24 protein-coding genes are annotated in these 25,253 nt (G+C 43.6%); 9 read left to right on the top strand and 15 right to left on the bottom strand.

Annotated features, from left to right (window positions below; genetic code table 11):
- The first annotated feature begins 251 nt into the window (after positions 1 to 251).
- The 9 genes from glmM (at position 252) to hslU (ending at position 9,396) form a co-directional block, all read left to right on the top strand.
- Entirely contained in the window at positions 252 to 1,607 is a 1,356-nt protein-coding gene (glmM, locus tag NTX44_01800) for a phosphoglucosamine mutase (GenBank protein ID MCX6120336.1), read from the top strand.
- Positions 1,604 to 2,701 (top strand): hypothetical protein, encoded by a 1,098-nt coding sequence (locus NTX44_01795; protein ID MCX6120335.1) that lies wholly within the window; start codon positions 1,604 to 1,606, stop codon positions 2,699 to 2,701. The genes glmM and NTX44_01795 overlap by 4 nt, the downstream gene beginning before the upstream one ends.
- A 122-nt stretch (positions 2,702 to 2,823) precedes the next feature.
- A complete protein-coding gene (locus NTX44_01790) occupies positions 2,824 to 3,915 on the top strand; it encodes a hypothetical protein (GenBank protein MCX6120334.1) in 1,092 nt (363 codons plus the stop codon).
- A 14-nt stretch (positions 3,916 to 3,929) separates the two neighbouring features.
- Positions 3,930 to 4,205, top strand: a complete 276-nt coding sequence (locus NTX44_01785) for a EutN/CcmL family microcompartment protein (protein ID MCX6120333.1) — start codon at positions 3,930 to 3,932, stop codon at positions 4,203 to 4,205.
- A 27-nt stretch (positions 4,206 to 4,232) separates the two neighbouring features.
- Positions 4,233 to 5,327 (top strand): DNA-processing protein DprA, encoded by a 1,095-nt coding sequence (dprA, locus tag NTX44_01780; protein ID MCX6120332.1) that lies wholly within the window; start codon positions 4,233 to 4,235, stop codon positions 5,325 to 5,327.
- A gap of 62 nt (positions 5,328 to 5,389) precedes the next feature.
- Positions 5,390 to 5,968, top strand: a complete 579-nt coding sequence (locus NTX44_01775) for a DUF3109 family protein (GenBank protein MCX6120331.1) — start codon at positions 5,390 to 5,392, stop codon at positions 5,966 to 5,968.
- 21 nt (positions 5,969 to 5,989) lie between these two features.
- The gene (rpoN, locus tag NTX44_01770) at positions 5,990 to 7,435 is read left to right on the top strand and encodes an RNA polymerase factor sigma-54 (protein ID MCX6120330.1); all 1,446 of its coding nucleotides are present in this window, start codon (positions 5,990 to 5,992) and stop codon (positions 7,433 to 7,435) included.
- A gap of 21 nt (positions 7,436 to 7,456) precedes the next feature.
- Positions 7,457 to 7,993: an ATP-dependent protease subunit HslV gene (hslV, locus tag NTX44_01765; GenBank protein MCX6120329.1), complete on the top strand. Its 537-nt coding sequence runs from the start codon at positions 7,457 to 7,459 to the stop codon at positions 7,991 to 7,993.
- Between the two features lie 41 nt (positions 7,994 to 8,034).
- Positions 8,035 to 9,396 (top strand): ATP-dependent protease ATPase subunit HslU, encoded by a 1,362-nt coding sequence (gene hslU, locus NTX44_01760; protein MCX6120328.1) that lies wholly within the window; start codon positions 8,035 to 8,037, stop codon positions 9,394 to 9,396.
- Positions 9,397 to 9,470: 74 nt separating this feature from the next.
- Here the strand turns inward: hslU and NTX44_01755 are convergent, their stop codons facing one another.
- The 15 genes from NTX44_01755 to NTX44_01685 form a co-directional block, all read right to left on the bottom strand.
- Positions 9,471 to 10,883: a DUF5723 family protein gene (locus NTX44_01755; protein MCX6120327.1), complete on the bottom strand. Its 1,413-nt coding sequence runs from the start codon at positions 10,881 to 10,883 to the stop codon at positions 9,471 to 9,473.
- 10 nt (positions 10,884 to 10,893) lie between these two features.
- The gene (locus NTX44_01750; protein MCX6120326.1) at positions 10,894 to 13,044 is read right to left on the bottom strand and encodes a hypothetical protein; all 2,151 of its coding nucleotides are present in this window, start codon (positions 13,042 to 13,044) and stop codon (positions 10,894 to 10,896) included.
- A gap of 194 nt (positions 13,045 to 13,238) precedes the next feature.
- Entirely contained in the window at positions 13,239 to 13,565 is a 327-nt protein-coding gene (locus tag NTX44_01745; GenBank protein MCX6120325.1) for a DUF3467 domain-containing protein, read from the bottom strand.
- Positions 13,566 to 13,598: 33 nt separating this feature from the next.
- Positions 13,599 to 14,984, bottom strand: coding sequence for a tetratricopeptide repeat protein (locus tag NTX44_01740; protein MCX6120324.1), 1,386 nt, complete (start codon positions 14,982 to 14,984; stop codon positions 13,599 to 13,601).
- 300 nt (positions 14,985 to 15,284) lie between these two features.
- Positions 15,285 to 16,571 carry a hypothetical protein gene (locus NTX44_01735; protein ID MCX6120323.1) on the bottom strand — a complete coding sequence of 429 codons (1,287 nt, stop codon included), beginning with the start codon at positions 16,569 to 16,571 and terminating at the stop codon, positions 15,285 to 15,287.
- Between the two features lie 2 nt (positions 16,572 to 16,573).
- Entirely contained in the window at positions 16,574 to 17,317 is a 744-nt protein-coding gene (locus tag NTX44_01730; GenBank protein ID MCX6120322.1) for a sigma-70 family RNA polymerase sigma factor, read from the bottom strand.
- A 169-nt stretch (positions 17,318 to 17,486) separates the two neighbouring features.
- Positions 17,487 to 18,785 (bottom strand): NADH-quinone oxidoreductase subunit NuoF, encoded by a 1,299-nt coding sequence (gene nuoF / locus NTX44_01725; GenBank protein ID MCX6120321.1) that lies wholly within the window; start codon positions 18,783 to 18,785, stop codon positions 17,487 to 17,489.
- Positions 18,782 to 19,246: an NAD(P)H-dependent oxidoreductase subunit E gene (locus NTX44_01720; GenBank protein MCX6120320.1), complete on the bottom strand. Its 465-nt coding sequence runs from the start codon at positions 19,244 to 19,246 to the stop codon at positions 18,782 to 18,784. Before NTX44_01720 ends, nuoF begins: the two co-directional genes overlap by 4 nt.
- An 88-nt stretch (positions 19,247 to 19,334) precedes the next feature.
- Positions 19,335 to 20,594, bottom strand: a complete 1,260-nt coding sequence (gene nuoD / locus NTX44_01715; GenBank protein ID MCX6120319.1) for an NADH dehydrogenase (quinone) subunit D — start codon at positions 20,592 to 20,594, stop codon at positions 19,335 to 19,337.
- Complete coding sequence (locus tag NTX44_01710; GenBank protein MCX6120318.1) at positions 20,591 to 21,082, bottom strand: NADH-quinone oxidoreductase subunit C; 492 nt, start codon at positions 21,080 to 21,082, stop codon at positions 20,591 to 20,593. Before NTX44_01710 ends, nuoD begins: the two co-directional genes overlap by 4 nt.
- A 33-nt stretch (positions 21,083 to 21,115) precedes the next feature.
- The gene (locus NTX44_01705; GenBank protein MCX6120317.1) at positions 21,116 to 21,649 is read right to left on the bottom strand and encodes an NADH-quinone oxidoreductase subunit B; all 534 of its coding nucleotides are present in this window, start codon (positions 21,647 to 21,649) and stop codon (positions 21,116 to 21,118) included.
- A complete protein-coding gene (locus NTX44_01700; GenBank protein MCX6120316.1) occupies positions 21,640 to 21,996 on the bottom strand; it encodes an NADH-quinone oxidoreductase subunit A in 357 nt (118 codons plus the stop codon). The genes NTX44_01705 and NTX44_01700 overlap by 10 nt, the downstream gene beginning before the upstream one ends.
- 206 nt (positions 21,997 to 22,202) lie before the next feature.
- The gene (locus tag NTX44_01695) at positions 22,203 to 23,903 is read right to left on the bottom strand and encodes an Ig-like domain-containing protein (GenBank protein MCX6120315.1); all 1,701 of its coding nucleotides are present in this window, start codon (positions 23,901 to 23,903) and stop codon (positions 22,203 to 22,205) included.
- Positions 23,904 to 23,914: 11 nt separating this feature from the next.
- Complete coding sequence (gene mltG / locus NTX44_01690; protein ID MCX6120314.1) at positions 23,915 to 24,943, bottom strand: endolytic transglycosylase MltG; 1,029 nt, start codon at positions 24,941 to 24,943, stop codon at positions 23,915 to 23,917.
- A complete protein-coding gene (locus NTX44_01685; GenBank protein MCX6120313.1) occupies positions 24,940 to 25,251 on the bottom strand; it encodes a chorismate mutase in 312 nt (103 codons plus the stop codon). The genes mltG and NTX44_01685 overlap by 4 nt, the downstream gene beginning before the upstream one ends.
- Between the last annotated feature and the right edge of the window lie 2 nt (positions 25,252 to 25,253).

The raw sequence follows: 25,253 nt of genomic DNA, 5'->3' as shown, positions 1-25,253 counted from the left end.
ATTATGCGTTTGTGTTGAATGCGAGTGTTTTAAATTTCTCGGAACAGTAAAACGATGGTGCATCGGTAGAGCACCTCCTTCATTTGATCACCAGAACTTTACATGTAATTTATTCCAATTTCAACTTTTAAAAAGCGGCCTTCATCGCCCCTGCTGGTTCAAGAAATGAGTTTCTCACAGTACAAGCTGCCTGCATCTTGCTTCTCCATACCTTTCTGTGTAGATTATCGCTGAAATTATAGGAATTTTTCATGGCATTAATGGTAAGTATCTCTGGAATTCGCGGTGTCGTCGGCGAAACTTTGACCCCCGAAACAATTGTCAAATATGCATCGGCGTACTCTGAGTTCTGCAATCGTGGTCATATTATCGTTGGCAGGGACGGCCGCGTTACAGGCAAGAACATTTTAGACATCGTCGTTTCCACACTACGCCAAATGGGCTGCAATGTGACTGATTTGGGGATCTGTCCAACACCAACTGTCGCACTTGCCGTCGAGAAACTAAAATCCACCGGCGGTATTTCAATTACTGCAAGCCATAATCCTATGATGTGGAACGGATTGAAATTCTTTGCGCCCACTGGATTATTTTTGGATGCAGATGAAAATCTGAAGTTCTGGCATCTTGCCGAACATTCTGCAAAATATGTTCCGTGGGATAAGCAAGGCACGTATGAGTTGAACGAAGCGTTTTTAGATGAACATATCTGCCAAGTGCTATCGCTTGCCTATATCGATACTGGAAAGATTCGCGCTCGCAAATTTAAAGTTGTGCTAGATTGTGTGAATTCGGCTGGCGGAATTATCGTTCCGCGTTTGTTGGAAAAACTTGGCTGTGAAGTCACTCCGCTTTATTGTGAAGTCACCGGCATATTTGGTCATACACCTGAACCAATCCCGGAAAATCTTACTGCACTATGTGCAAAGGTCCGCGAAGTCAAAGCTGATATTGGAATTGCCGTCGATCCCGATGTTGACCGTCTCGTCCTCATCAACGAGAAAGGTGAACCATTTGTTGAAGAATACACAATTGCAACCTGCATCAACTTTGTTTTGAAAAAGGAAAAACTGAACAATCTGAAAGTTGTAGTGAATCTTTCAACGACAAGAGCGGTCGATGATATAGTAAACCGCTATGGAGGAACAACATATCGTACAGCCGTCGGTGAAATCAATGTTGCGAAAAGGATGAAGGAAGTCGGGGCAATTATTGGTGGTGAAGGAAGCGGCGGTGTTATTCTTCCGAAAGTGCATCTTGGCCGCGACGCCATAGTTGGCATCGGACTTGTTCTCCAAAGTTTATTGGAGTTCGGCGGCACGATGTCGGAACTAAAAGCTACACTTCCTCAATATTTGATTACAAAAGGGAAAATAGAACTCGGCAGCCTAAACGCTGACGCGATTATGAAGCGTCTTCAAGAGAAATTTTCTTCAACTGGAGTAATGAATACCGACGATGGATTGAAGATTGATTTCCCGGATGCATGGGTGCATCTCCGGAAATCGAACACCGAACCGATCATCCGCATTATCGCGGAAGCACATACGAAAGCTGAAGCAGACGAATTCGTGAAGAAGTTCACCGAGGAGATACTCGCGAAGTGAGAGCTTTTTTTCGCCTGCAAATTCTTTTCATTGCCTTCCTCTCCTTTTGTTATTCTGTCAAGTCACTCGCACAGGAAAAGAATTACTTCTTTTTCCATCCAGTCAACTATGGTTCGGAGTCAACCTTTAATCCTATATCACTGATCGCAAATGGTGGGTTTGACGAACTCCAATCGTACTGGCGTTCATCTGCCCTTTCGGATATTCCATGGAAGAATGGCGAGAAGAATGTCCGATATAACATCATCGCACCGTTTCCACAAATTAACAAGTATGGATGGCATGAGTTCATCTTCCACGAAGTAATTCCGGGCAGCTTCAATATGGATAACGCTCAGTACTTTCCCAATTACACATTACATCTTATCGGCGGCGGTATGGAGTACCGAAAAGCCGTAGAATGGTTCGATTACTATGGCTATTCGGTACCATCAGTGTGGGCGATCATCAGCACTATGGGGTATCACTATATCAACGAAATAGTCGAGAATGGCGACTATCAAGGTCCAAACGTCGATCCGATCGCCGACCTCCTTATCTTTGATCCTTTGGGGATACTGTTATTCAGCTTTGATGGAGTTTGCCGATTCTTTTCTTCAGAGGTGAGCTTGAACGATTGGAATAATCAACCTGCGATCTCATTTTCGCCGTTGGGCATTCACAACACAGGACAAAATTTTATCATGAAGTATCCGCTCACCGCATCGGGAAAAACCAGTCTTTTGTATCATTTTGGTTCCTTTGGAGAGTTGGGACTTTCTTTAAAAACGAACAACGAAGATGCTCTCTCTCTAGGAGTCGGAGTAACTTCTCGAACTGTTGAAACAACCTTTAACGCTAACGGTGTACCGCGAAATACCATAACAACGGGGCCTCGTGCTGGAATATATTGGGATCGCAATAATTCTCTTATGGCGTCGCTCATCGCCTCCGATAATTTTCGCGGTCTTGTACTTTTAAACATCTATCCCGGTGTATTCTCCATTAAATCATTCTCACCAGGATTTTTCTTGCTTGTTGGCAAAGGCGGCACATTCACTCTTGGAATAACGGCATCGTTTCTTCCTGTTGGTATAAGTATGAATAAACCTTGAGTGTTTGAAGAGCAGCAGATATCTATCTGCTGTAAGCACTATGAGGAAACTGCTTGCATCATTGCATGATTCCGAGTATTATCTTAATGATTTTTGACAAAGATTATTTCAGAATGAAAGATATGTTAGTACAAAAAATTATTATCATATTATCTTTATGTCTCATAGGGAACACTGTCGTCTTTGCTCAAGAAAAGAAGTACTTTTTCTATAGGCCGCTCGACTACGGCTCGGAGGCAATGTTTAATCCTATCGGTGTCCTCATGAACGGCGGATTTGATGTACTTCAGTCATACAGCAGTTCAACCAGGGCAGACGACATTTTATGGAACACACAGGGCACAAGTGTCTGGCGAAGTGTTACATCACCGGCTTACTATATTAGCGAGTATGGCTGGAATAAATTTCTCAGTCAGGAAGTGATTCCTACAAGTTTCAATATTACAAAAGCACAATGGGCCCCGAATTATACTCTTCATCTGATCGGCGGCGGCATGGAGTACCGAAAACTTTCTGAATGGTACGACTATCACGGTTATCCGCTGCCCTTTGTCTTTGGTGCAGCGACAGCGATGGGTTATCACTTCCTCAATGAACTTGTTGAGAATGGCCCCTCTATTCACGGGAACACTGATGCGATTGCCGACTTCTGCATATTCGATCCGCTTGGAATTGTGTTTTTTAGTTTCGACGGTGTTGCAGAATATTTTTCTTCCGAGTTTGGTTTGAACGACTGGTCGCCGCAGCCGTCTTTCTCTTTTAGGCCGCTTTCTTTTAGAAACTTTGGCCATAGTTTTGTCGCGCGCTATCCGATCACTGAATCGAAACACACCAGCGCATTCCTGTATCTCGGCAAATCGACATTGCTCGGCCTCTCGGTGAAAACGGATAACGAAAACGCCGTCTCTTTTGGCGCGGGCGCCACACAAACGGGCGTATGGGTCGTTGATGAAACAAATGGCATCGGAACCAATTCTATCCATGTTGGAGCATCGTGCGGATTATTTTACGATCGGAACAACTCACTTCTCGCGTCGCTGCTCATTTCCGAATTCTACCTGGAACGCATTCGTCTCAACATTTACCCCGGTGTCTTGAGCGCTTCGCCATTTTCACCGGGATTCTTTTTTACGATTGGTGATGGCGGAACATATTCCGCTGGTATCACCATGCAATATTCTCCGTTTGGATTTGGATTATATGCACCGCACTAATTGAGGAATGAACCATGATTCTCTCGAAAGTCATCGGTACTCTTGTTGCCACACAGAAGAACCAGACACTGCGTGAATACAAATTGCTTATCGTTCAGCCTATTGATCTCACGGGCGCATTCATAGGGCGCGATTTAATTGCTATCGATCATGTAGATGCCGGCATAGGCGATACCGTCCTGGTGATGCAGGAAGGCACCGGCGCCCGGCAAATTCTGAAGCGTGAAGACATTCCCGTGCATTCGGTGATTGTTGCGGTGGTAGATGGAATGGATATTCCGGCGGCATAACTACTCTCAACCAATATATTTTTGAATATGATCAACGTTCGCGAACTTCTCCGGCTTTCCTCCGTACCGCGTATTGGTCCGCAGAAAATTCGCGCGCTCGTCGCGCACTTCAAAACATCCGATAATGTTTTCCATGCATCTGCACACGAGCTGATCGCCGTTCCTGGAATCGATAAAAAACTCGCTTCAAACATTCTTCATCACGTAACAGGAGAAAAGTTTGCCGATGAGCAATTGAAGCGGTTGAACAAACTCGGCGGTAGAATCCTCACCCTGTGGGACAAAGAATATCCTGATCTCCTTCGTAAAATTTATGATCCGCCTGCACTCCTTTTTATCCTCGGAAAATTTAAAGAAGTTGATGCTCGTTCCCTCGCGCTTGTTGGTACACGTCATCCCTCTCCGTACGGTCATACTGTTGCGGAAAGTCTTACTCGTGAAATTGCTCAACGATCCATTACTATCGTAAGCGGATTAGCCCGCGGCGTGGATACAATTGTCCATTCAACTGCCCTGAAATGCGAAACTCGAACTATTGCTGTTATTGGCTCCGGCTTGGACGTCCCGTATCCTCCGGAGAATAAAAAACTGATGGAACATATAGCCGAAGAAGGTGCGGTCGTTTCGGAATTTTCTATGGGCACGAAGCCCGACGCACCGAATTTTCCGCGGCGTAATCGCATTATTAGCGGTCTTTCTTTAGGTACTGTCGTTATCGAATCTGCTGAACAGGGCGGTGCTTTGATTACAGCAACAACAGCACTTGATCAAGATCGCGAGGTCTTTGCTGTGCCTGGCAACATTACAGAAAAACGCAGCGGCGGATCAAATAAACTTATCCGAGAAGGACGCGCCAAGCTTATTACAAATGCTCAAGATATTTTTGATGAGCTGGCATCTCAGCTCCATCTTTCATTTGACCAGAACGATAGTAAGGTACACGTTGACCTGACACCGACTGAACAATCACTCTTTCAACTTCTTTCAGATGAGCCAATGCACATTGACGCGCTTTCTGAGAAGACAGAAATGTCCACACCTGATGCATTAGTGACATTGCTTTCATTAGAATTCAAGGGCGTTGTCCGTCAACTTCCGGGTAAGTTATTCATCCGGTCATAAGTTGCAATCCTTTTCTCTCAGGTGATTTTTCACTATACTACATCATATTGAGAGAGAGAAAAATGTTAGAGCTTCAACAAGTAATCATAGACGATACGATCCCGCGAACCAAATTTGCATGCAACCTTTCCGCCTGTAAAGGAGCATGTTGTACGCTTGCTGGCGGCACAGGCGCACCGCTGTTAGATGATGAACTTGAACAAATTGATTATGCATTCCCCATCATTCAATCTTCACTCCCGAGAGAACATCTTGAATGCATCACACAATTGGGACTGTACGAAGGCAAACCCGGAGCTTATACGACGATGTGTTTTGACAATCGTGCATGCGTGTTTGTGTTGTACGAAGAGGGAATCGCCCATTGCGCCTTCGAAAAGGCATATGGAGAAGGCAAATTGAAATGGAAAAAGCCCATTTCCTGCCACCTTTTCCCTATTCGAGCAAGTCGTGAAGAGCCCAAACGATTGCGGTACGAACGAATTGCAGAATGCAATTGTGCAATAGATCGGGGCGAGAAGGAAAGCATATTATTAAGTTCATTCCTACAGGAACCCCTCATTCGAGCTTTTGGTTTAGCTTGGTATGAGGAATTTCAACTCACGTGCAATTGGGATCGAAATGACAACGAGAGTGAATAAGTATCCATTCAGAATGAAACGATGATTAATCTTTCGCAACAGCTTCGGCTTGGTTTAAAACTTACGCCGCAGCAGGTACAGTATTTAAAACTTCTCCAGTTACCGACGCTTTCACTTGAGCAGAGAATCAAGCTGGAACTTGAATTGAATCCTATGCTCGAGCTGAATGAAGAACAAGAATTATCCCTTGATCAAGAAGAGCGAACTGAGGAACCCGAAGAAAAAACTGAAGAACCGGCTGAAGAAAGTGAGCCCAAAGACGATTATTCTATTGAAGACTATTTGAACGACGACCTTTCAGGTTTTAAAAGTCCCGAGGCATATAAATCGAATGACGAAGATGACACGTATGAATCGCCACAGCAATCAACTATCCCACTCTCCGAACGCCTTCTTGGCCAGCTCAAGATGTTCTTAAGTGACGATGAAGAGATTTTGCTTGGAGAAGAAATTCTTGGCAATGTCGATGAGGATGGGTATCTCCGCCGTGATTTGGCTCTTATCGTTCAGGATCTCAATTTAAGTTTTGGACTCTCCATTCCCGTTGAAAAGGCAGAAAGCGTTCTTCAAAAAATACTTCTCCTGGACCCACCCGGCATTGCGGCGAGGAACTTGCAGGAATGTCTTATCGCTCAACTCCATGCGGGGAAGTATGCATCCTCACTCAAAGAGCTGGGAATTAGAATCCTGAAAGATTTCTTTGAGGATTTCAAACTGAAACGTTTTGATAATCTTGAACACAGTCTCAACATTGGCCGAGAAACCTTAAAGAAAGTTATCGAGCTGATTCAGCATCTCAACCCGAAACCGGGTGAGGGCGAGTTCTCTGCACAGGAAAATTACATCACACCCGATTTCATTGTTGAAAAGGATAATGGCGATTTCATTATTACACTCAATGATCGCAATATTCCGACATTGCGAATCAATAGTGCCTATAAACAATTAGTAACACCAAAAGGAAAGAAAGTTTCGACGGAGACAAAAGATTTCGTCAAGAAGAAATTTGAAGCGGCAAAATGGTTCATCGCCTCCATTCACCAGCGGCATGAGACATTGATGAAAGTGATGAAGATTATTGTTGAAAGACAACGGACATGGTTTGAAGAAGGTGAATCGCTTAAGCCAATGATCTATAAAGATATTTCTGAAATTGTTGGCGTGGACATCTCTACCATTAGTCGTGTTGTCAATAGCAAATATGTGCAAACAGAATTCGGTGTTCACTCCCTGCGTTTTTTCTTTACATCCGGACTTGAATCCGAGAACGGTGAAGATGTTTCCAACCAAGTTGTCAAACAGCGCGTGAAAGATATTATTGCAAGTGAACCCCCGCAGGATCCATTGAATGATGATAAGATAGCCGACATCCTGAAACAAGAGGGCATTCACATTGCCCGGCGCACTGTCGCAAAGTACCGAGAGCAGCTTGGACTTCCCATCGCGCGGATGCGCAGAAAGGTTTGATTCACTATGGGGAAAACATTCATGGAAGATAATTTTCACGCAACCACGATCATAGGACTCCGGCATAACGGGCACGTCGCCATCGGCGGTGATGGTCAAGTAACACTTGGCAATACCGTGATGAAACAAAAATCAAATAAGATACGCAGACTGTATAACGACTCCGTCCTTGTCGGATTTGCAGGTTCTGCAGCAGACGCATTTAGTCTGCTGGAACGTTTTGAAGAAAAGCTGGAGCAGTACCAGGGTCAGCTTGCACGAGCGGCTGTGGAACTTGCCAAGCTATGGCGAACAGATAAATACCTCCGTCAACTTGAAGCGCTGCTTGCCGTACTCGACAAAGAACATGCACTTATCATTTCCGGTACAGGAGATGTCATAGAACCTGACGATGGTATTGTTGCCGTTGGTTCCGGCGGAAGTTATGCATTGTCAGCGGCACGAATGCTTGTCAAACACACAGAATTAAGCGCGCGAGATATTGTGCAGGAATCTCTCAACGCCGCTTCAGATATTTGCATCTATACAAATAAAAATTTCACTATTGAAGAATTGTAGGCACCGTGGCAAAAAAACAGTCTGTACTTCAACAAAAAGAACTGACTCCACGACAAATCGTCTTTGAGTTGGATAAATATATTATCGGTCAACACGCTGCAAAGAAAGCAGTTGCCATTGCATTGCGAAATCGCTGGCGGCGCCTCCAAGTCACCGGAACATTGCGTGAAGATATTATGCCGAATAACATTATTCTTATCGGCCCTACTGGTGTCGGCAAAACAGAAATCGCGCGGCGCCTGGCAAAACTTTCCGGCGCACCGTTTCTCAAAGTAGAAGCGTCGAAGTTCACAGAAGTCGGCTACGTCGGCCGTGATGTAGAATCGATGGTGCGCGATCTTACGGAAATTTCCGTGAATATGGTGAAGGCGGAAAAAGCGGCAGAGGTGGAAAATAAAGCACGAGAGCTGACAGAGGAACGCCTTCTTGATATTCTCGTTCCATCGAATCGGCGCACGAAGACAGGAGAAACGAAAGAACTGCCGGTGAATCCGGAGATCGCTAGTGAACAAGAGAGCGAAACCACGCGGCAAAAATTCCGAGAGAAACTGCGTTCAGGCAGTCTTGATGAACGTATGGTAGAACTTGAATTATCAACATCACCAATGCCGATGATGCAGGTGATGGGACCGTTCAATATGGAAGAGATGGGTATTAATTTGCAGGAGGTATTCGGCAATATTCTTCCCAAGAAAGAAAAACGCCGTAAAGTGACGGTTGCTGAAGCCCGCCGCCTTTTGATTATGGAAGAATCACAGAAGTTGATTGACATGGAAAAAGTGACAAAGGAAGCGCTTGAGCGTTTAGAAAATTCCGGTATCATTTTCATCGATGAGATTGATAAAATAGCAAGTTCTCGAGGACAAAGTTCCGGGCCGGATGTCTCACGTGAAGGAGTCCAGCGCGATCTTCTCCCTATCGTGGAAGGCTCCAGTGTCCTTACAAAATACGGCATGGTGAAAACCGATCACGTTCTCTTCATTGCATCCGGCGCCTTTCATATTGCGAAACCGTCGGACTTGATCCCGGAATTGCAAGGGAGATTCCCGATTCGCGTGGAATTAAAAAGTCTGGTCGAAGAGGACTTCGTCAAGATCCTCACATTACCGCAAAATGCACTCATCAAACAATATGCGGCTTTATTGAAGACAGATGGAATCGACATCACGTTTAATAACGAAGCTGTTCGGGAAATTGCAAAGATTGCTTTCGAAGTAAATGATCAAGTCGAAAACATCGGCGCACGCCGCCTTCACACGATCATCACAACGCTGTTGGAAGAAATTCTTTTTGATGCTCCGGATGGAATCAAGGAGACATCCATTATGATAACGCAGAAAGTTGTTCAGGACAAATTGAATTCCATAGTAAAGAACCGCGATCTCAGCAGATATATACTCTGAAGATTTGACAGTACACACAAACGGGCAAGATCATCTTGCCCGTTTGCATTTTGGATCCCTCCATTCGTAAATTATTATATTCGTACTTTCAAGCCCATCCCAAAAGATGCTACATTAAAGCTTTTTGGCGAGAACAACATTCCAAAGTTGTCGCTGGCGAAATCAAGAGTAAGGAATCGGAAATCTAATCCAAACCCGAACGCCCAGCGTAACTTATCACCTCCGCCAAGCATTATTCCTGAACGCAACGGTAAGAGTGGAATAATCCGATATTCAGCACCAAGCGAAATACGAGGTTTCGTTATATTTCCTAAAGATTCATTGAAGCCCTGTGCATATTCAACTGAAAGCAATAAACGTCCGGGCAAAAATTTGAGGAATGGCACTTTATCAGATTCAGCAGTTGCACCAATTCTAAAAACCGTAGGCAAATTCGTCACAAAAGATTCACCAGTGCTATTCTTTCCCTTAATAACATTTTTAATTGAATCGATAATTTCCTTTGTATATCCACTATAGGTAATCTGTCCGCCGCCGGTGGTGAGCATAACATTTTTATCCCACGTAATCTTGCCGATATCAGTGACACTAAGCCCTACAAGGAATCCATCGAAAAATTCGGCTGATATTCCAACATCAAATCCAGTTCCCTTGCCTACTGGATCCGGCAGAGGTGTAAATGAATGATCAGAGTTATCATTATTAAAGAAATCTACACCTGCACGACGTGCAAGAAAATCGAATTTGCCAACGATGCTATTCATGCCTGTATCGGTGAGTGCAGTTTTATTTTCGATTGAAGAATTATTTTTTGTTGTCTGGAATATTCCATACCCGCGAATTAATTTAACAGAAGCGCCTGCATAAAGATTCTTGAGAAATGGAATCTTCACAGGAAGTTTTCTTCCGTAAGAAATATTGTATTCGCGGTACCACCATGCTTCAAATGAAGTACCATCAAACACATATTTTGCATTGGAAGGTAATCCTTGAAGATAGAGCATATCAAAAAAATCGCGCGAAAACGCAAAATTGACGCCGGCATGTTCAATCACCGCAAAACCAATCCCGCCCAATACCGCAGTTTCAAAGGAAACGCCGGCAAGCATTGACTCTATGTTTATTCTTGTCATCCCGTTCTCGGGTAATTGACTTCGAATATCATTTTTGTCTTGCTGTGTCAAAGGATACGAAGCATGCTTCGTTCCGCCGGTATCGATGCCTGTAAAATATTTTTGATAAATGTCGTACGTAAATAATTCAGTACTGATTCGGAAACTCGAATTGACAAGACTGAGATTGAAATGGCCGATATCAGAAATAGCAATGTTTGCCGGATTGATACCGATAGCGTCTGTTCCCCGAGATGCCGCAACCGCAGTTCGTCCCATGCCAAGAGCACGCAGACTCGTTCTATCGGTGGAAAAAGCCGCTTGAGCCAGAGAAACGACCAACACAAGGATTGAAAATATTCTTATCGTTTTCATGGTCATTCTCCTATGGCTTATTCACTGTATATGTTATATCGCCTTTTGCGTAGACACGAATGTAATCCGTATCCCGCACCCGGACAACCTGACCATTGTTGCTTGTTGCCATATCGAACCGAATATACAACGAATCAGCTTTATTAAATTGCACCATCTGGGCCCCATTCAGCGAAATAGATGCTTTTGAAAACCGTGGTGCTGTTGTCAAGCCATTAATATCAACAGGTGCGGCTTGAATTGTATCGCTGGGTGTAATGAAGAGCAGCGTATCTCCTTTATGCGTTTGGGGATTATAATTTCCCAAAAAATTCGCATGAATGAACATTTTAAACGGAAGTTTGTTGTAGAAATAGAATGTCAATGTCCCTTGGCCGACAGATTTAGTAAAATCTTTTGGTATTTCCTCTTTTCCAAATGCGACAACTTCTTTCATAACGCCATTTGCAATGCCCAATGCCACAGGAAAATTCAAATCAAACGAAGGATATACTTTTGTCGTATCAGCAATCTGATACGTCTGAGTTTGCGCAAAGATGATTGGGGGATCCATTGTCAAAGATCCGCGTACGAAAAACGAATCAGGGACATTAGGAAAAAATTTACTGATGAAGCCATCTAAGTCGATGCCCGTACTGTTCGATATTTGAATTACCGATGCCGCCGATGGGTTCGCCGGATCCGGGTTAATTCGCGGAAGACCGTTTAATCCTGAGATTAATTGTATTGAATCAATCAGATTCTTTTTAGAGTTTTTAGCAATAAATGCCAAATGATAATCTGTCGGGAAACCGCCCGTTACGAGCAGTTTCAGTGTCAACTGCAATCCTTTCAATGCTACTTGTGCTGAGAGATTTCCAAGATCAGCTCCGTTAATGCCAGAACTTACTCCTGAATTAATTTGCACAATAGTAGGCGCGATTTTTCCCTTAATAGAATGGACGACTAATGAATCTTGTGGAATGAATGAAGCTTGCACAAAATCATTTTTTGTCACTAGTTGTTTGGCACCTTTAGAATCAAGAGTAGTTATACCAACTGAAAATTTTACATAGGTGCCGTATTGCCTCAATGTATCAGCCTGAATACTTATCTGATTAAAGTTGAGCTGAAAATCTTGTGTTTGTTTTGCAGTCATGGATTGATTGATGGAATAGCTTGTTCCATTTTGTTTAATTTCATTAACAGTAAAATTGACACCGACATCTATACCAAGATTATTCACTAAACGAAGGAGAATTATCCCTTTTGTAAAGTTAGCACTTTCGATAACCGCCAAATTATCAACAATAAGGACAGAGTCTTTTATCGATGCGATTGGTGTTGGCGGAATCACAGCTGAGGCACTATCAGCGCGGAGAGTGCTCGATGAAAACTGTACATTTATCCCGTTACTGCTTTTTAATGAAAACGGTGTCGAACGCTGCTGCGTTGTAAATGAAATAGAATCAAACTTCATCTGACCGCGTAATATTTTCCCTGCGAGAGAGAATGTGCCGTTATAATTCGCAAAGGAATCAATAACTCCCAAATTAAAAGTTGCAACAATAGAAGTATCTACAAATGGTTGAAATTGATTATTGCGGAGAACAATGGGACGATTAAAACCCAATCGCAGCGGCAGATTATTCGTAAACTGAAGAGTGAGAGTACCGGAATTAATCGCTACATACCCAAACTGTGAGGAAAAATTAAGCGTATCACCAGGCAATGATACATATGATGCGGGAAAAGGCGGAGGAATGCCCTGTGCAATCGCATTTGCCCCTGGATAATCATAAGGATTCAATCCCAATTGGGCAAGTGTAGTATTGGCCGTAGTGCCCGGAAGCCCCGGTACATCGAATGTCCCAACACTGACTTGCTGCGAAGAAGGCTGCGGCATAAATTTTATTGGCGGAATGCCTTGAGGCGTTAATGATTCAGATTTTTTATAGTAGCTTGTTCCATCTGGATTTCTTTTGAGTGTTGTATCCTTTGCTAAAAAATCAGCGAATGTTCTTGTGAGATCAATCAGTGAGATTCCTTCCAACTTTACATCGGACATCGGTGCAACAGGAGCAAGCGGCATATCCATGCAACTGAAGGATAGGAAAGCAAACAAACATATGACAAATCCTCCAATCACTGCCCTGGGTAATGCTTTGACAATATTCTTCATAGTACTCGCCTTGGTATATAAATGAATAGTATTCCTTATGAAATAATATATCGACTGCACAAGGCATTGTCAAGAAAACGCCTCATTATTATCGTTTCATAGCCATCTTTTGTGCCTGTCATCACAGAATAACAAAAAAAGCTGATGCCGTTACAATCGACATCAGCTTTTATGGTTACATGTTGAGAATGGAATTAGTGAAATTTCTCTTCTTTGGTAGGCGGTTGAAAACCGAACGTTGGTCCGCCAGGAGGTTCGCCTAAAAGTTTTATCTCACCGAATTTTTTCTCGAACTTGTCAACGTTGTCATGAATTGCGTTCAGCAACATTTTTGTATGCTGCGGCGTCATAACAATTCGGGCGTGAACCCTTGCCTTTGGAATTCCGGGAAGCACTCGCGTAAAATCGATGACAAATTCCGCCGGCGAATGTGTAATAATTGCAAGATTGGAGTAGATGCCCTCTGCTTCCTTCTCTCCAAGCTCAATATTAATTTGCTGCTGAACTGGTTGATCAGTCATACCAAAATCCGTTTCTCACTATGATAAAATCGTTCACTTGCCGGCTTTGCGTATCTTATCTGCCTCATCAAGTGCTTTCGTTGCCTTGTCTGCTTGACCAAGAAGTGCATAGATGGTTCCAAGTGTTTCCCAAATTTTCGCATCATCTTTTTTAATCTCAGTCATTTTTTCCATCCATGGCAAAGCTGCCTGGAATTTTGCTTTATACTCTACACTCTCATCTCCTACTTCTTGAGACTCTTTCTTCATCTTCACGCCCCAGTTGTAGTAGGTCGCACCGATGTCATAGAATGCATCACTAAACTTAGGATCTAGTTTTATTGCTTCGTTAAATTCTGCAATTGCGCCTTCGTAGTCATTGACCGATCTATAAAGAAGACCAAGAATATAATGATTCATCTTGTTGCCCGGTTCATTATCCACGGCAAGCTTGAACGCTTTTGTCGCTTCGACAGAACGGTTTGCTTCATAATATGCCTGCAGAAGGAGATTCAAATTTTCATTGTCTTTTGGATCTGCTGCTTTGATTGTCTCAAAAACATCGACAGCTTTATTAAATTCGACAACTGCTTCAAAGTATTTTGTAGAATCTATGTTCAAATCGTACGGTTTTTCAACCTTTTTATTAACAACACGTTCGCCATCCATGGTCAAAGTCATCGAATATTGATTATAGATCCAATCTTCCTTCTTTGTATTCTTTTTATCTTTCTTTTGACTGTCTGGAGATCCTAACGCCTGCATGACATCACTTTTATAGCTTCCTTTGTCGATATCCCTCAGATTTTTTTGCAGCTTGAGTTTTTCTGCATTTGCTGTTTTGAATTGTTCTTTTTTATCTAAGCCCTGTTGAACATATAATCTTCCAACCGATTTATACACTTCTTTATCATGATCCATTTCCCATACTTTGATGAGATACGTGATTTCGCTCGTAATATCCCCTTTTCCTCTATATGCTGCAGCGATATAGAGATAGGTAATAGAGGTATCCGGCCGCATTTTACGCGCAGCGTTGTAATCCTCAATCGCTTTGTCATAATATTGGAGAGAGTCGTTCGTTGCACGATTTTTGTTAGCGACACCACTGTTAATAAACTGGACCCAGTAATATCCGCGAAGAGCCCGAATATCGTTTGAAAATTCTTTGGAATATTTTTCCGATTGCTGAAAAGCTTCAATCATTCCATCAAAATCATTTAACTGCATTCCGCGGATACGGCCTAAACGAAACCATGCATCAGCATTTGCTGGATTTTTTTGAACTTCTTTTTCATACAATTTTGCCGCTTCAGGATAATTCTTATTTTGTTCCTGTACTTTTGCACCCGTAAATTCTGGAGAACCGCATTGAAATCCCTGGGTTAAGAATCCCACAAGGAGTAATGCAAAAAACAAATAGAATAAATTACTTTTCATGGATTGTACCCTTCATATTGGTCTTTGAATTAAATATTACGGTCGAAAATATACCAAAAGGTGCTGGCAGAAGCAACACTAAATTCTCGTTCCGTGGCCGTTTGTGCCAGATTTCATAACTGATGGTACGCAAAACCGTCTTAATATGCTGATAAATATGGAATGGAGGGGAAGTGAACAACTCTATAAAATACTTTATTTTTTAAATAAAGAATATACAGTGCGTACCATCCGTTCATAATAAAATAGCCCAACAAAATGTGTCGGGCTATCGTGCAAAGCAAGAGAACGATTCTGCTGTTACGGTGCAATATCAACGGAAGATGTATCTTTCCAAATACGCATGTGCGTGGAGGGACGCGGTATTCCGGGTGCAAGCATTTGTTTCCGAAAACGCGGCTGAACAACAACGCGCATCGGTTGTTGATTTTCATCATCGCCGGGAACGTTAATATCCACGCTAAAGAATTCTCCTCCGCCAAATATCTGATCCGTCGCTGGGAATTGCACATTCCTTGGCACTCGTTGGAATTGCCTGGCCATAATTTTTCTCAGCATTGCTTCTCTACGGACTCCGGCGGCGGCAAAATTCTTTTCCATTTGACGTTGGAGACTATCGAAATCGATATGAATCTCTGAATACATCATTGTGTCCGTCGTGATGACAACAAACCGATTACCCTGAGGAAATTTTGGGATGCGCTGGAAATAATCGCCGGTTTTTTCAGTCGGCACGCGCTTCGTCGTAACGGTGTAAGGTGCATTGTTGGCTTCAAGCAAACGCTCGAAATTCACCCGCTGAAGCGGTTCCAAACACGAAGCAATATTGGTCACCATCAATCGATTCAATTTCGGCAGATCAGGTGCTATTGCCATTGTATTATTTTCACCAATGAGAACAGATGATTCGATACGCCTGCCGGTTAATTCCAAGAGTGAATCAATTATTTTCTTCTGATGAGCAGACGGTTTCACTTCAGCAATAAAGCGGTCAAATGTCACTGACTTCGTTTTGTTCTTTAAATTATTCCCAACTTCTATGCGGTACCCTTTCTCTGATTGTTCATCGACGCGAAGCGCAGTTTCTGATTTGTCGTCAAGCGACAGTGTGCCAAAGAGTGAAAACTGCAGTGCCCGTTCTTTATCTACTTTGGCAAAAAGCGGTAAGAGAGAACTCTGCAGGATTTTCTTTTCGTACACTTCCCGAACCGCTTGCGATTTCTCCGAGAAGAATTGCATAAACTGCATCCGATTTTGAATGACCAGTGTTCCCACAACGACAACAAGAGCTGTCACAATAACAGTCATCGCGGGAAGAAACTTGCGTGGAAATGGAAGAAGATTATGTTCTTCTTCCTTCTTTTCTTGCATGGCCACCGAAAACCGAGTCCAGAATCCAATGTCCGGATTCAGCCTCGGCTGTGATGCCAATAATACTTTCAGACTCTTGAGTTCTGCAAGGTGTTGTCTGGCAGATGCATCCACCGCCAGTAACGATTCTACGTGCTGCGTCTCCTTCTCGGAGAGCACTCCATCGACATATTGCGAAAGCAGAGCTTCCAATTTTTGTTCATTCATTTTTTTCATGATTATACTTCCTCCATCAACGGCTTTAATGCTTTCCTCAGCATTGCCCGTGCTCGGGAGATTCTTGATTTCACAGTACCGAGTTCACACTGCATCACCTCGGCTATTTCTTCGTACGAAAGCCCTTCGATATCCTTCAGCACAACTGCCGTTCTAAATTTTTCAGGTAAGGTCTGTAACCCCATCGCTACCAATTCCTGAGTATCCCTGTTTTCCGGTGGAACTGAAAGACGGACATTTAATTCTTTTTCGATTCCTTCATCAAGTGTCTGAAAGGAAAAGAAACGGCGTGCTTTTTTCTTTCGAAGTTCATCCCTGCTTTTATTGACAGCAATCCGATAGAGCCATGTATAGAATGATGCTTCGAATCTAAAATGCGGAAGCGCCTGATATGCCTTGATGAACACTTCCTGAGCAAGATCATCGATGAAGTCCCGATCGTGGAAAATTGAAAACAGCAAATTACGTATCCGTTCTTGATAGCGCTCCACGAGAAACCGATAGACATCGATATCACCGCTCTGAAATGCGTTAATCAGTACCTCGTCATCCATCTTGCGGAGAACATCAGCATTGGGTTTAGGAAGAGCTTGATCGTTGGTCATGGAGTCTGCATCATTCGTTCTTGGAAATGAAGGTACAAAACTTCTTGCACGAACTCCAATCTGAAAAGGTTGATTCTTTGGCTGCCAATCAGCTCCCGGCATCGGTATTGCCACGCTCCCTCCTGTTTGGAATGATTTCATGCTTGTATCTCTTCTCTCTCGCTGAATACTTCAGTCCAGTACTCACATTGTTTATTGCAGGTATTCGATTTATTAGACGGTAAGAGGGAATCGATGGTTCCCTGGTGAAAAAGAAAAACCCGCATCGAGTGTCTCGGGGCGGGTATCGCGGGAATACTGTAAAAATGATTCAAGCAACTATTTGATGATGCGATTCCTGCACACGTTTTTCAAATTCATCCCTGAAACGGCGTATCATCGATTGCACCGGCCAGGCGGCAGCATCGCCAAGCGCACAAATTGTATTTCCTTCAATGTTATTAGCGACGTCCATCAGCAAATCAATATCTTCTCTCTTCGCTTCATAGTGCTCGAAACGTTTGAGAATTTTGTACATCCACACGGTTCCCTCACGGCATGGCGTGCATTGTCCGCACGATTCGTGATAATAGAACTCCGTAATACGCGTGATCACTTGAATGAGATCAGTATCCGAATCCATCACAATGATTCCCGCTGTACCAACAGAAGAACCGGCAGCTCTCAGTGAATCTACATCCATACGAATTCCTTCGAGCTGGTCGCCTCGCAGAATCATGGTAGATGAACCGCCGGGAATAACAGCTTTGATTCCTTTATTGCCGGGGATCCCGCCTGCCCATTTGTGAATAATTTCAAGTAACGGTTCGCCCGTCGGCATTTCGAAGACGCCGGGATTATTCACATGCCCACTGACACCAACGAGTATAGGACCTGGATGTTTTACAGCTCCAATTTGTGAATACCATTTCCAGCCATTATTGATGATAATGGGAATATTGGAAATCGTTTCTACGTTATTGATCGTCGTAGGACAACCCCAGAGACCGTTCTGAGCAGGGAACGGCGGCTTCACACGAGGATATCCGCGTTCACCTTCAATGGAATTCATGAGCGCTGATTCTTCACCGCAAATGTATGCACCGGCACCGCGATGAATGATGATCTGTGTCGTGAAATCTGTTCCAAGAATTTTTTCGCCGATGAATCCATTTGCATATGCATCGTCTAACGCCTTCTGCAGCATTTTGATCCATTTGCCGTATTCACCTCGTATATAAATATACGCAGCAGTCATTCCCATCGCGTAACATGCGATGAGCGTTCCTTCGATAAGCACATGTGGATTGAATTCAAAAATCTGCCGGTCTTTAAATGTGCCCGGTTCTGATTCATCCCCGTTGACGCAAAGATATTTTGGTTTGTCGGAATTCTTCGGCATGAATGACCACTTTAATCCAGTTGGAAAGCATGCACCGCCGCGTCCGCGCAAGTTCGATTTTTTCACCTCATCAATCAATTCTTCCGGTTTCATCTCCAGCGCTTTTCTAAGTGCTTTATAACCGCCGTTCGCAAGATAGAAATCAATCTTGTGCACATCGGGCACGTCAGGGAGTATCACATGCTTCCACATTGTCAGCTTTTCGGTATTTGCAGGTTGCATGTTCATTGCAGAGTGTCTAAAAGCTTATCTACTTTTTCTAAAGTCAGGTTTTCATAATACTCGTCACCAAGGGCAAGCATAGGTGCAGTACCGCAGGAACCGAGGCACTCTGCTTCAGAAAGTGTCCATTTTTTATCCTGCGCTCTTTCACCTGCCTTGATGCCCAGACGTTTTTCTATATGTTCGAGAATTTTTCCTGAGCCGCGCAGCATACATGAAACGTTCGTACACACTTCTATGTGATGTTTGCCAACAGCTTTTTTTTGTAGCATTGTATAGAATGTAACAACGCCCAGTATGTGTCCGTAAGGAATATTCAAAAGCGTGCCGGTATACTTCATCGATTCTTCTGAAATATAACCTTCTTGCTCCTGTATCATCCATAACACAGGCAATACCAGCGCTTGCGCTGTTGGATAACGTTTTCGCAGTTCTTCAACCTTTTTCTGATTTTCTTCGTTTAACATATTCAATGAGATTATGCTTGAAAATAAATTACAAGATTGTGTATTAACATCTTTTCAATCGTCAGTCGAAAATTGTAAATCGTACGTTCTACTTATCCGCTTCTCCCATGATCGGATCCAGACTGCCGACAATTGCCACAACATCGGAAATCATTGCCCCTTTCATCATTGTAGAAATTGATTGAAGGTTGACAAATGACGGCGATCGAATCTTCATCCGCCATGGCTGTCCTTCGCCGTTGCTGTAAATGTAAAAGCCCAATTCACCCTTCGGCGATTCGACTGCGTGATAAATTTCACCAACAGGCGGATTCACTCCAAAATTAATAAGCATAAAATCGTGTATAAGTTCTTCCATTTTCTTATAGACACGCTCTTTATTCGGAAGCACCTGTTTCGGCTGGCCTGCTTTCACTTCTCCGGCTGGTATTTTATCCAATATTTGCCGAACAATTTTAATACTTTCTTTTATCTCTGCCATACGCACGTAATAGCGCGCAAGACAATCGCCGCCTTCGTAAATCGGTACAGTAAAATCAAGATCATTATAGACAAGGTAGGGATTTGCGTGCCGTAAATCATGTTCTACTCCGCATGCACGAAGACATGGACCGGTGAGACCAAGATCCATTGCACGTTCCTTCGTGATGATACCGACGCCATCAACGCGCCCAAGAAAAATCCGGTTGGTGTTGAGCAGCTTTTCGCACTCAAGTACTTTTTGGGGAAGATCATCGATAAAACCGCGGATAATCGAAAGTGTTTCTCCTGTAATATCTTGCGCCAAACCGCCAATGCGGGTGTAACTTGTAGTGAAGCGAGCGCCTGCAATTATTTCGAAAATGTCGTACATCTTTTCTCGTTCACGGAATGACCACATCCACACCGTCAATGCGCCGACATCCATTGCCAGCGAACCGAGAAACATGAGGTGGGAAGAAATACGGGCAAGTTCTGCAATAAGCGTGCGAATATATTGCGCTCGCGGCGGAGCTTCGATGCCGAGCAATTTTTCAACAGCAAGGACATATGCTACATTGTTAGAAAGCGGCGAGAGATAATCCAGACGGTCTGTGTGCGGAATAAATTCATGGAAGCTGCAATTCTCCGCTAATTTTTCGTACCCGCGATGCAAATATCCAAGTTCCGGAACTGATGCCAGCACTGTCTCGCCATCCAGCTTGATGAGCAGCCTCAAGACACCATGCGTCGCAGGGTGCTGAGGTCCCATATTTAGCACCATCTCATTCTCAAGCGGGTCATCGAACGTAATAGAGACATGTTCGTTCTCTAATGCTTCGAGAATTCTTGACTTTCGGCTGCTCTGTTCTGATTTTATTTCCATCATTTTTTCGGCAAGTCTAACGATCCACGAATACCCATCAGCGGAAAATCTTTGCGAAGCGGATGATATTCGAATTCATCCGGCATGTACATTCTACGCAGGTCAGGATGCCCTTCGAAGATAATGCCGTACATATCGAAGGTCTCACGCTCGTGCCAATTTGCGGTTCCCCATACACCAGTGACGGTCGGTACTGTCGGATGTTCCTCATCCGTAAATGTCTTTAATCTCATACGGTATTTATTCGTGTACGAAAACAAGTTGTAGATGACGCCAAACCGTTTCGTTGGTGTGTTCATATCAATGCCGCACAAATCGGCAAGGAGCTCAAAGCGTAGTTCCTGATCTTCCTTTAAAAATTTACAGACTTCAACGATTCGCTCTTTTGGGATGACAAGAGTTAACTCGCCGCGAAATTCGTTTGCTTCTCCTATTGAATCCGCAAACTTCGTTTTGAGCTGCTTGAGAACTTTTTCGTTGATTATTTCCATCAATACGTACTCTTCCGAATTTCTTTTTGGAGATTATTTTGAAACTGAGCTTGACCCGATGCGGCCGTGAAAATCACCGATGAATGCGGGAGCCGTTCCCTTACTTTCTCCCCGCTGTACTTTTTGCTGGAGAAGCATAAGCGCATTTAAAAGATTATCGGGGCGCGGCGGGCAGCCGGCAACATAAACATCCACCGGCAGAAATTGGTCAATCCCCTGAACCACAGAATAGGTCCTGTACATTCCTCCAGAGGAAGTGCACGCGCCCATTGCAATAACCCATTTCGGTTCAGGCATCTGATCATAAATCTTACGCACCACTTTTGCCATCTTGTACGTTGTTGTTCCTGCTACAATCATCACATCACATTGACGCGGAGTAAAACGCATTACCTCCGAGCCAAACCGCGCAATATCGAATCTCGGCCCTGCCGCAGCCATCATCTCGATTGCACAACATGATATTCCCATCGGCATCGGGTAGAGAGAATTCTTACGGCACCAATTTATGACATCTTCAAGCTTCGTCGCGATATATCCGTCACCCATCCAACTCTCTAATCCCATTCCAATGCTCCTTTTCTCCAAACGTAATAGAAACCAATAAGCAGGATGAAGATAAAGACAAACATGACCACAAACCCCTGCACACCGAGTTGTTTATAGGTCACTGCCCAGGGATACATAAATACAATTTCGATGTCGAAGACGATGAAAAGCATAGCGACTAAATAATACTTTACCGAAAACCGCTCGCGTGCTGTCCGCACCGGCTCCATACCGCTTTCGTAGGTAGATTGTTTTTCATCGCTTGGGCGTCTGGGTCCAAATAACTCGTTCGCTTTACCCATGAAGACGCCAAATGCAATGGCACATCCGATCATCAGAAATATTGGAATATACGTTTCAATCATGGCGTAGAATAATTTATCCGTTAAAATTTTAAAAATAATTGCTTGAGAAACAAATCACGCTCATCTTCAACCTTATCTTCTCAAACAAGAAACGAGTACTTAAAATTCCCATACGCAGCCTTTCGAAAGAAATGGAAAAGCTGCACGCTGAGGCAACCTTGTCAAAGTTCACTTAGTTACGCACGGCAACTTTGACAAGGTTTAGGTTACTTCATCTCAATCTTCAAGCCTTCCAATGGCCAGCGAGAACGAATTTTGAGCGTGTCGGAGAACGAACTGAAACGTTCCGAATAGATGAAAGGAAACGGCTTTCCTGAATCATATGTGCCGTTGTTGTTTCGATCTCTGAACGATTGAAAAACGTAACGTCCTTCGGCAATTTGCGGAAAGAAAAATTTTCCTGTCGCATCCGCTGCGGCAATATAATGTTTTGGAGTATTCTCTCCAATTTGAACAGCTGTAATATATATATGCCCAGCGGTATCTATTTTATTTTCATCGAGAACAATTCCTTCAACACTGCTTAAATCTTCGATATCCAGTGTCTCAAAGTGCCACGACTTTGTGGAATCACGGCACGCACGTCCGGCCCAATTATGGACACGTTTTAACTCTGCACGAAGCGTGTACCATGTCCGGTTCGATAATTCATTTTCTGGTCGAATCGAAACCACTGCATCACTGATCCATTTCTTTTCAACAGGCACGTATTGTTTATTGTTGTCGAAAAGATTTACAAAATCAAGTGAAGTTGATTGTGCACATGCATCAGAAAATATCATCGTCAAAACCGGTTGAAGCTCGACAGCGAGTGCACTGTCTTTCACCGACACAGTAGTTACTTGCGGGCCGAGCGAGTCTGCTTTCAGTGAACTTCCAAAAAGGAGTGTATTCGCAAGCTGATTGATTTTATTTTTTGCAGAATCTGTTACGCCCTGCACGGTCAGACAGAATACTCTGCCTGAATCTTGTTTCTGTGTGACCGCAAAAAGTGAATTCGACGCTGCAGGAGATGGATACACAGCGAAAAGATTAAGCGGCTTGCGGTCTAAAGTATCGGTAACAGAAAACGATGAAAGACTCACGGAGGCTGGATTTATTGATTCCGAAAATTCTGCAAGAATATGATTCCGATCCGGTGCCGTAACTTTAACAAGCCGCGGACCGGTTGTATCTTCTTTCGCAAGTTTCATCAATATATCTTTTGTCAACGAATCCGAAGCGGAAATATTGATGATGCCAGACGGTACGCCATATTCATCAACTTCACGATCGTATATAAGATTCCGATACTCATCCCGTATCGCAAACACGCGGTAACTCCCAAAGGGGATGTGACGAAGAAAGAAATCTCCGTTTTTCCCGGCTTGCGTAATAAAATCCGGTTTTTCTATGATGGGATTCAGCGTATCGGGATTCAATCCGTTCAATCGATATGCAAAGATCATAATACCGGAAACTGCATCACCATTATTTCTGGGATATACGCGCCCTTCGATGACACCGCGATCTAATTCTCTTCCAGTTGAAAATGCAAGCGTAAATGCCTGCGCCATTCTGTTGTTATTAAGGTCAACGACATCCGTTCCGACGTTCATAACGTACGTGGTGTTCGATCGAAGTTTTTCAGAAAACAGTATTTCTAATTCTTTCCCGCTCCAGTTAAACTCCAGCGTTCCGATATACGGCGAAATAAAGATTGCTTCTTCAACACTTCGTTCATTCACGTAGCGATCAAATTTTAATCGGATCTTCGTATCGTTAAAATTTCGCATACTGCTGCTATCTGGATATGTTGAAACAATTTCCGGCATCGTTCTATCAATTGGTCCTCCTTCCGGTGGCTGTTGATTAGCACAGCCCGCAAGAAAGAGTGCAGCACCATACAACATCATTATATAATACATGAAGCCCTGTTTCATTTCTGGGAAGCTCGCTGTAACTCACGCCGCGTGCGATGATACTTTATTATGTTTTTTTGGTGATCATTAAAGCTCCTGGCGAAATGATGGCCGCCCACACCTGTGGCGACAAAATATAAATACTCATGCTGCTGAGGAAATAACACAGCACGAATGGAAGATTTTCCCGGATTGTTAATTGGGCCGGGCGGCAATCCATAATGCCGATATGTATTGTATGACGAATTAAATTCTAAATCCCGATGGTTCAATTTTTTCCCATCGCCAAGTGCGTATTGCACCGTCGGATCAGCTTCAAGCCGCATTCTCTTTTTTAATCGATTCCAGTACACACCGGCAATGACCGGCCGTTCATCACCAATGCTCGATTCCGCTTCTACAATCGAAGCAAGCGTGATAATTTCTTGCTGCGATGCTTTCATTTCGCGCTGTCGTTCAAGAAGCGTATCATTATAGAAATGTTTGAATCCCTCCAGCATTCGCTCTAAAATATCGCGCTCATCCGTCTGCCAGTAAAATGCGTACGTCTCCGGCATGAGATATCCTTCCAGCGACTTCGCTTCAATGCCCTGTTCATGAAGGAACACACTATCAGTGCACAGTGCAAGAAACTTTTCTGCATCAATGCCAAGTTCATGTTTGTACCGGCGCGCCATCTGTTCCATCCGCCATCCTTCTGGAATGGTGACCGGAATAATCAGGCGTGATTTTCCAATACGAATATCTTTCAGGATGTCGAAATTGGACTGACCGGAAACAAAAAGATATTTTCCTGTTTTTATTGTTTTCGTATACCCCAGCAATCGGCCGGCAATTTGAAACGACCATCGGTTCCGAATGGCTTGTGAGCTACCTAAGGAATCAACCGCTGAGTGAAACGATGCACCACGCGGGATTGTCACTACTTTTCCTTTCGGATCATGATAATAAAACGGCAACAGGAAGATATAATATGCAAACGCTAACACAAGCACACTCACGACAACTGCGATAATAACGAATCGATGGAACATCCGGTTTGTCATGCGTTTTTTTTCAAACGTTTCTTTTTTTCGTCCATCGTAATACGCTCAGCACTACGTGATTCATCGATAATGCGTTCGAAGAGCCGCTGGATGGCTTTTGTAGACAGGGGGCCGCAGTTCGCCGCAGAGACATTTCGTTTCACTTCTTCTTCCCGTTCAGGTGAATATGCATCCATCCCAAGAAGAAGTTTGATATTGCCAATTTCTTCAGCGCATGTCGTCCGCTCATTCAACAATTTCACCAACTCGAGGTCAATTGCATCTATGCGATCACGCCAGCGGCACATTTCTTTCTTAGGATCAGCCATAA

Source organism: Ignavibacteriales bacterium (genome assembly GCA_026390575.1).
In the GTDB taxonomy this organism is placed as follows: domain Bacteria; phylum Bacteroidota; class Ignavibacteria; order UBA10030; family UBA10030; genus Fen-1298.
Note: the sequence above shows the minus strand (reverse complement) of the source record. Positions and strands in the feature narration are given on the sequence as shown.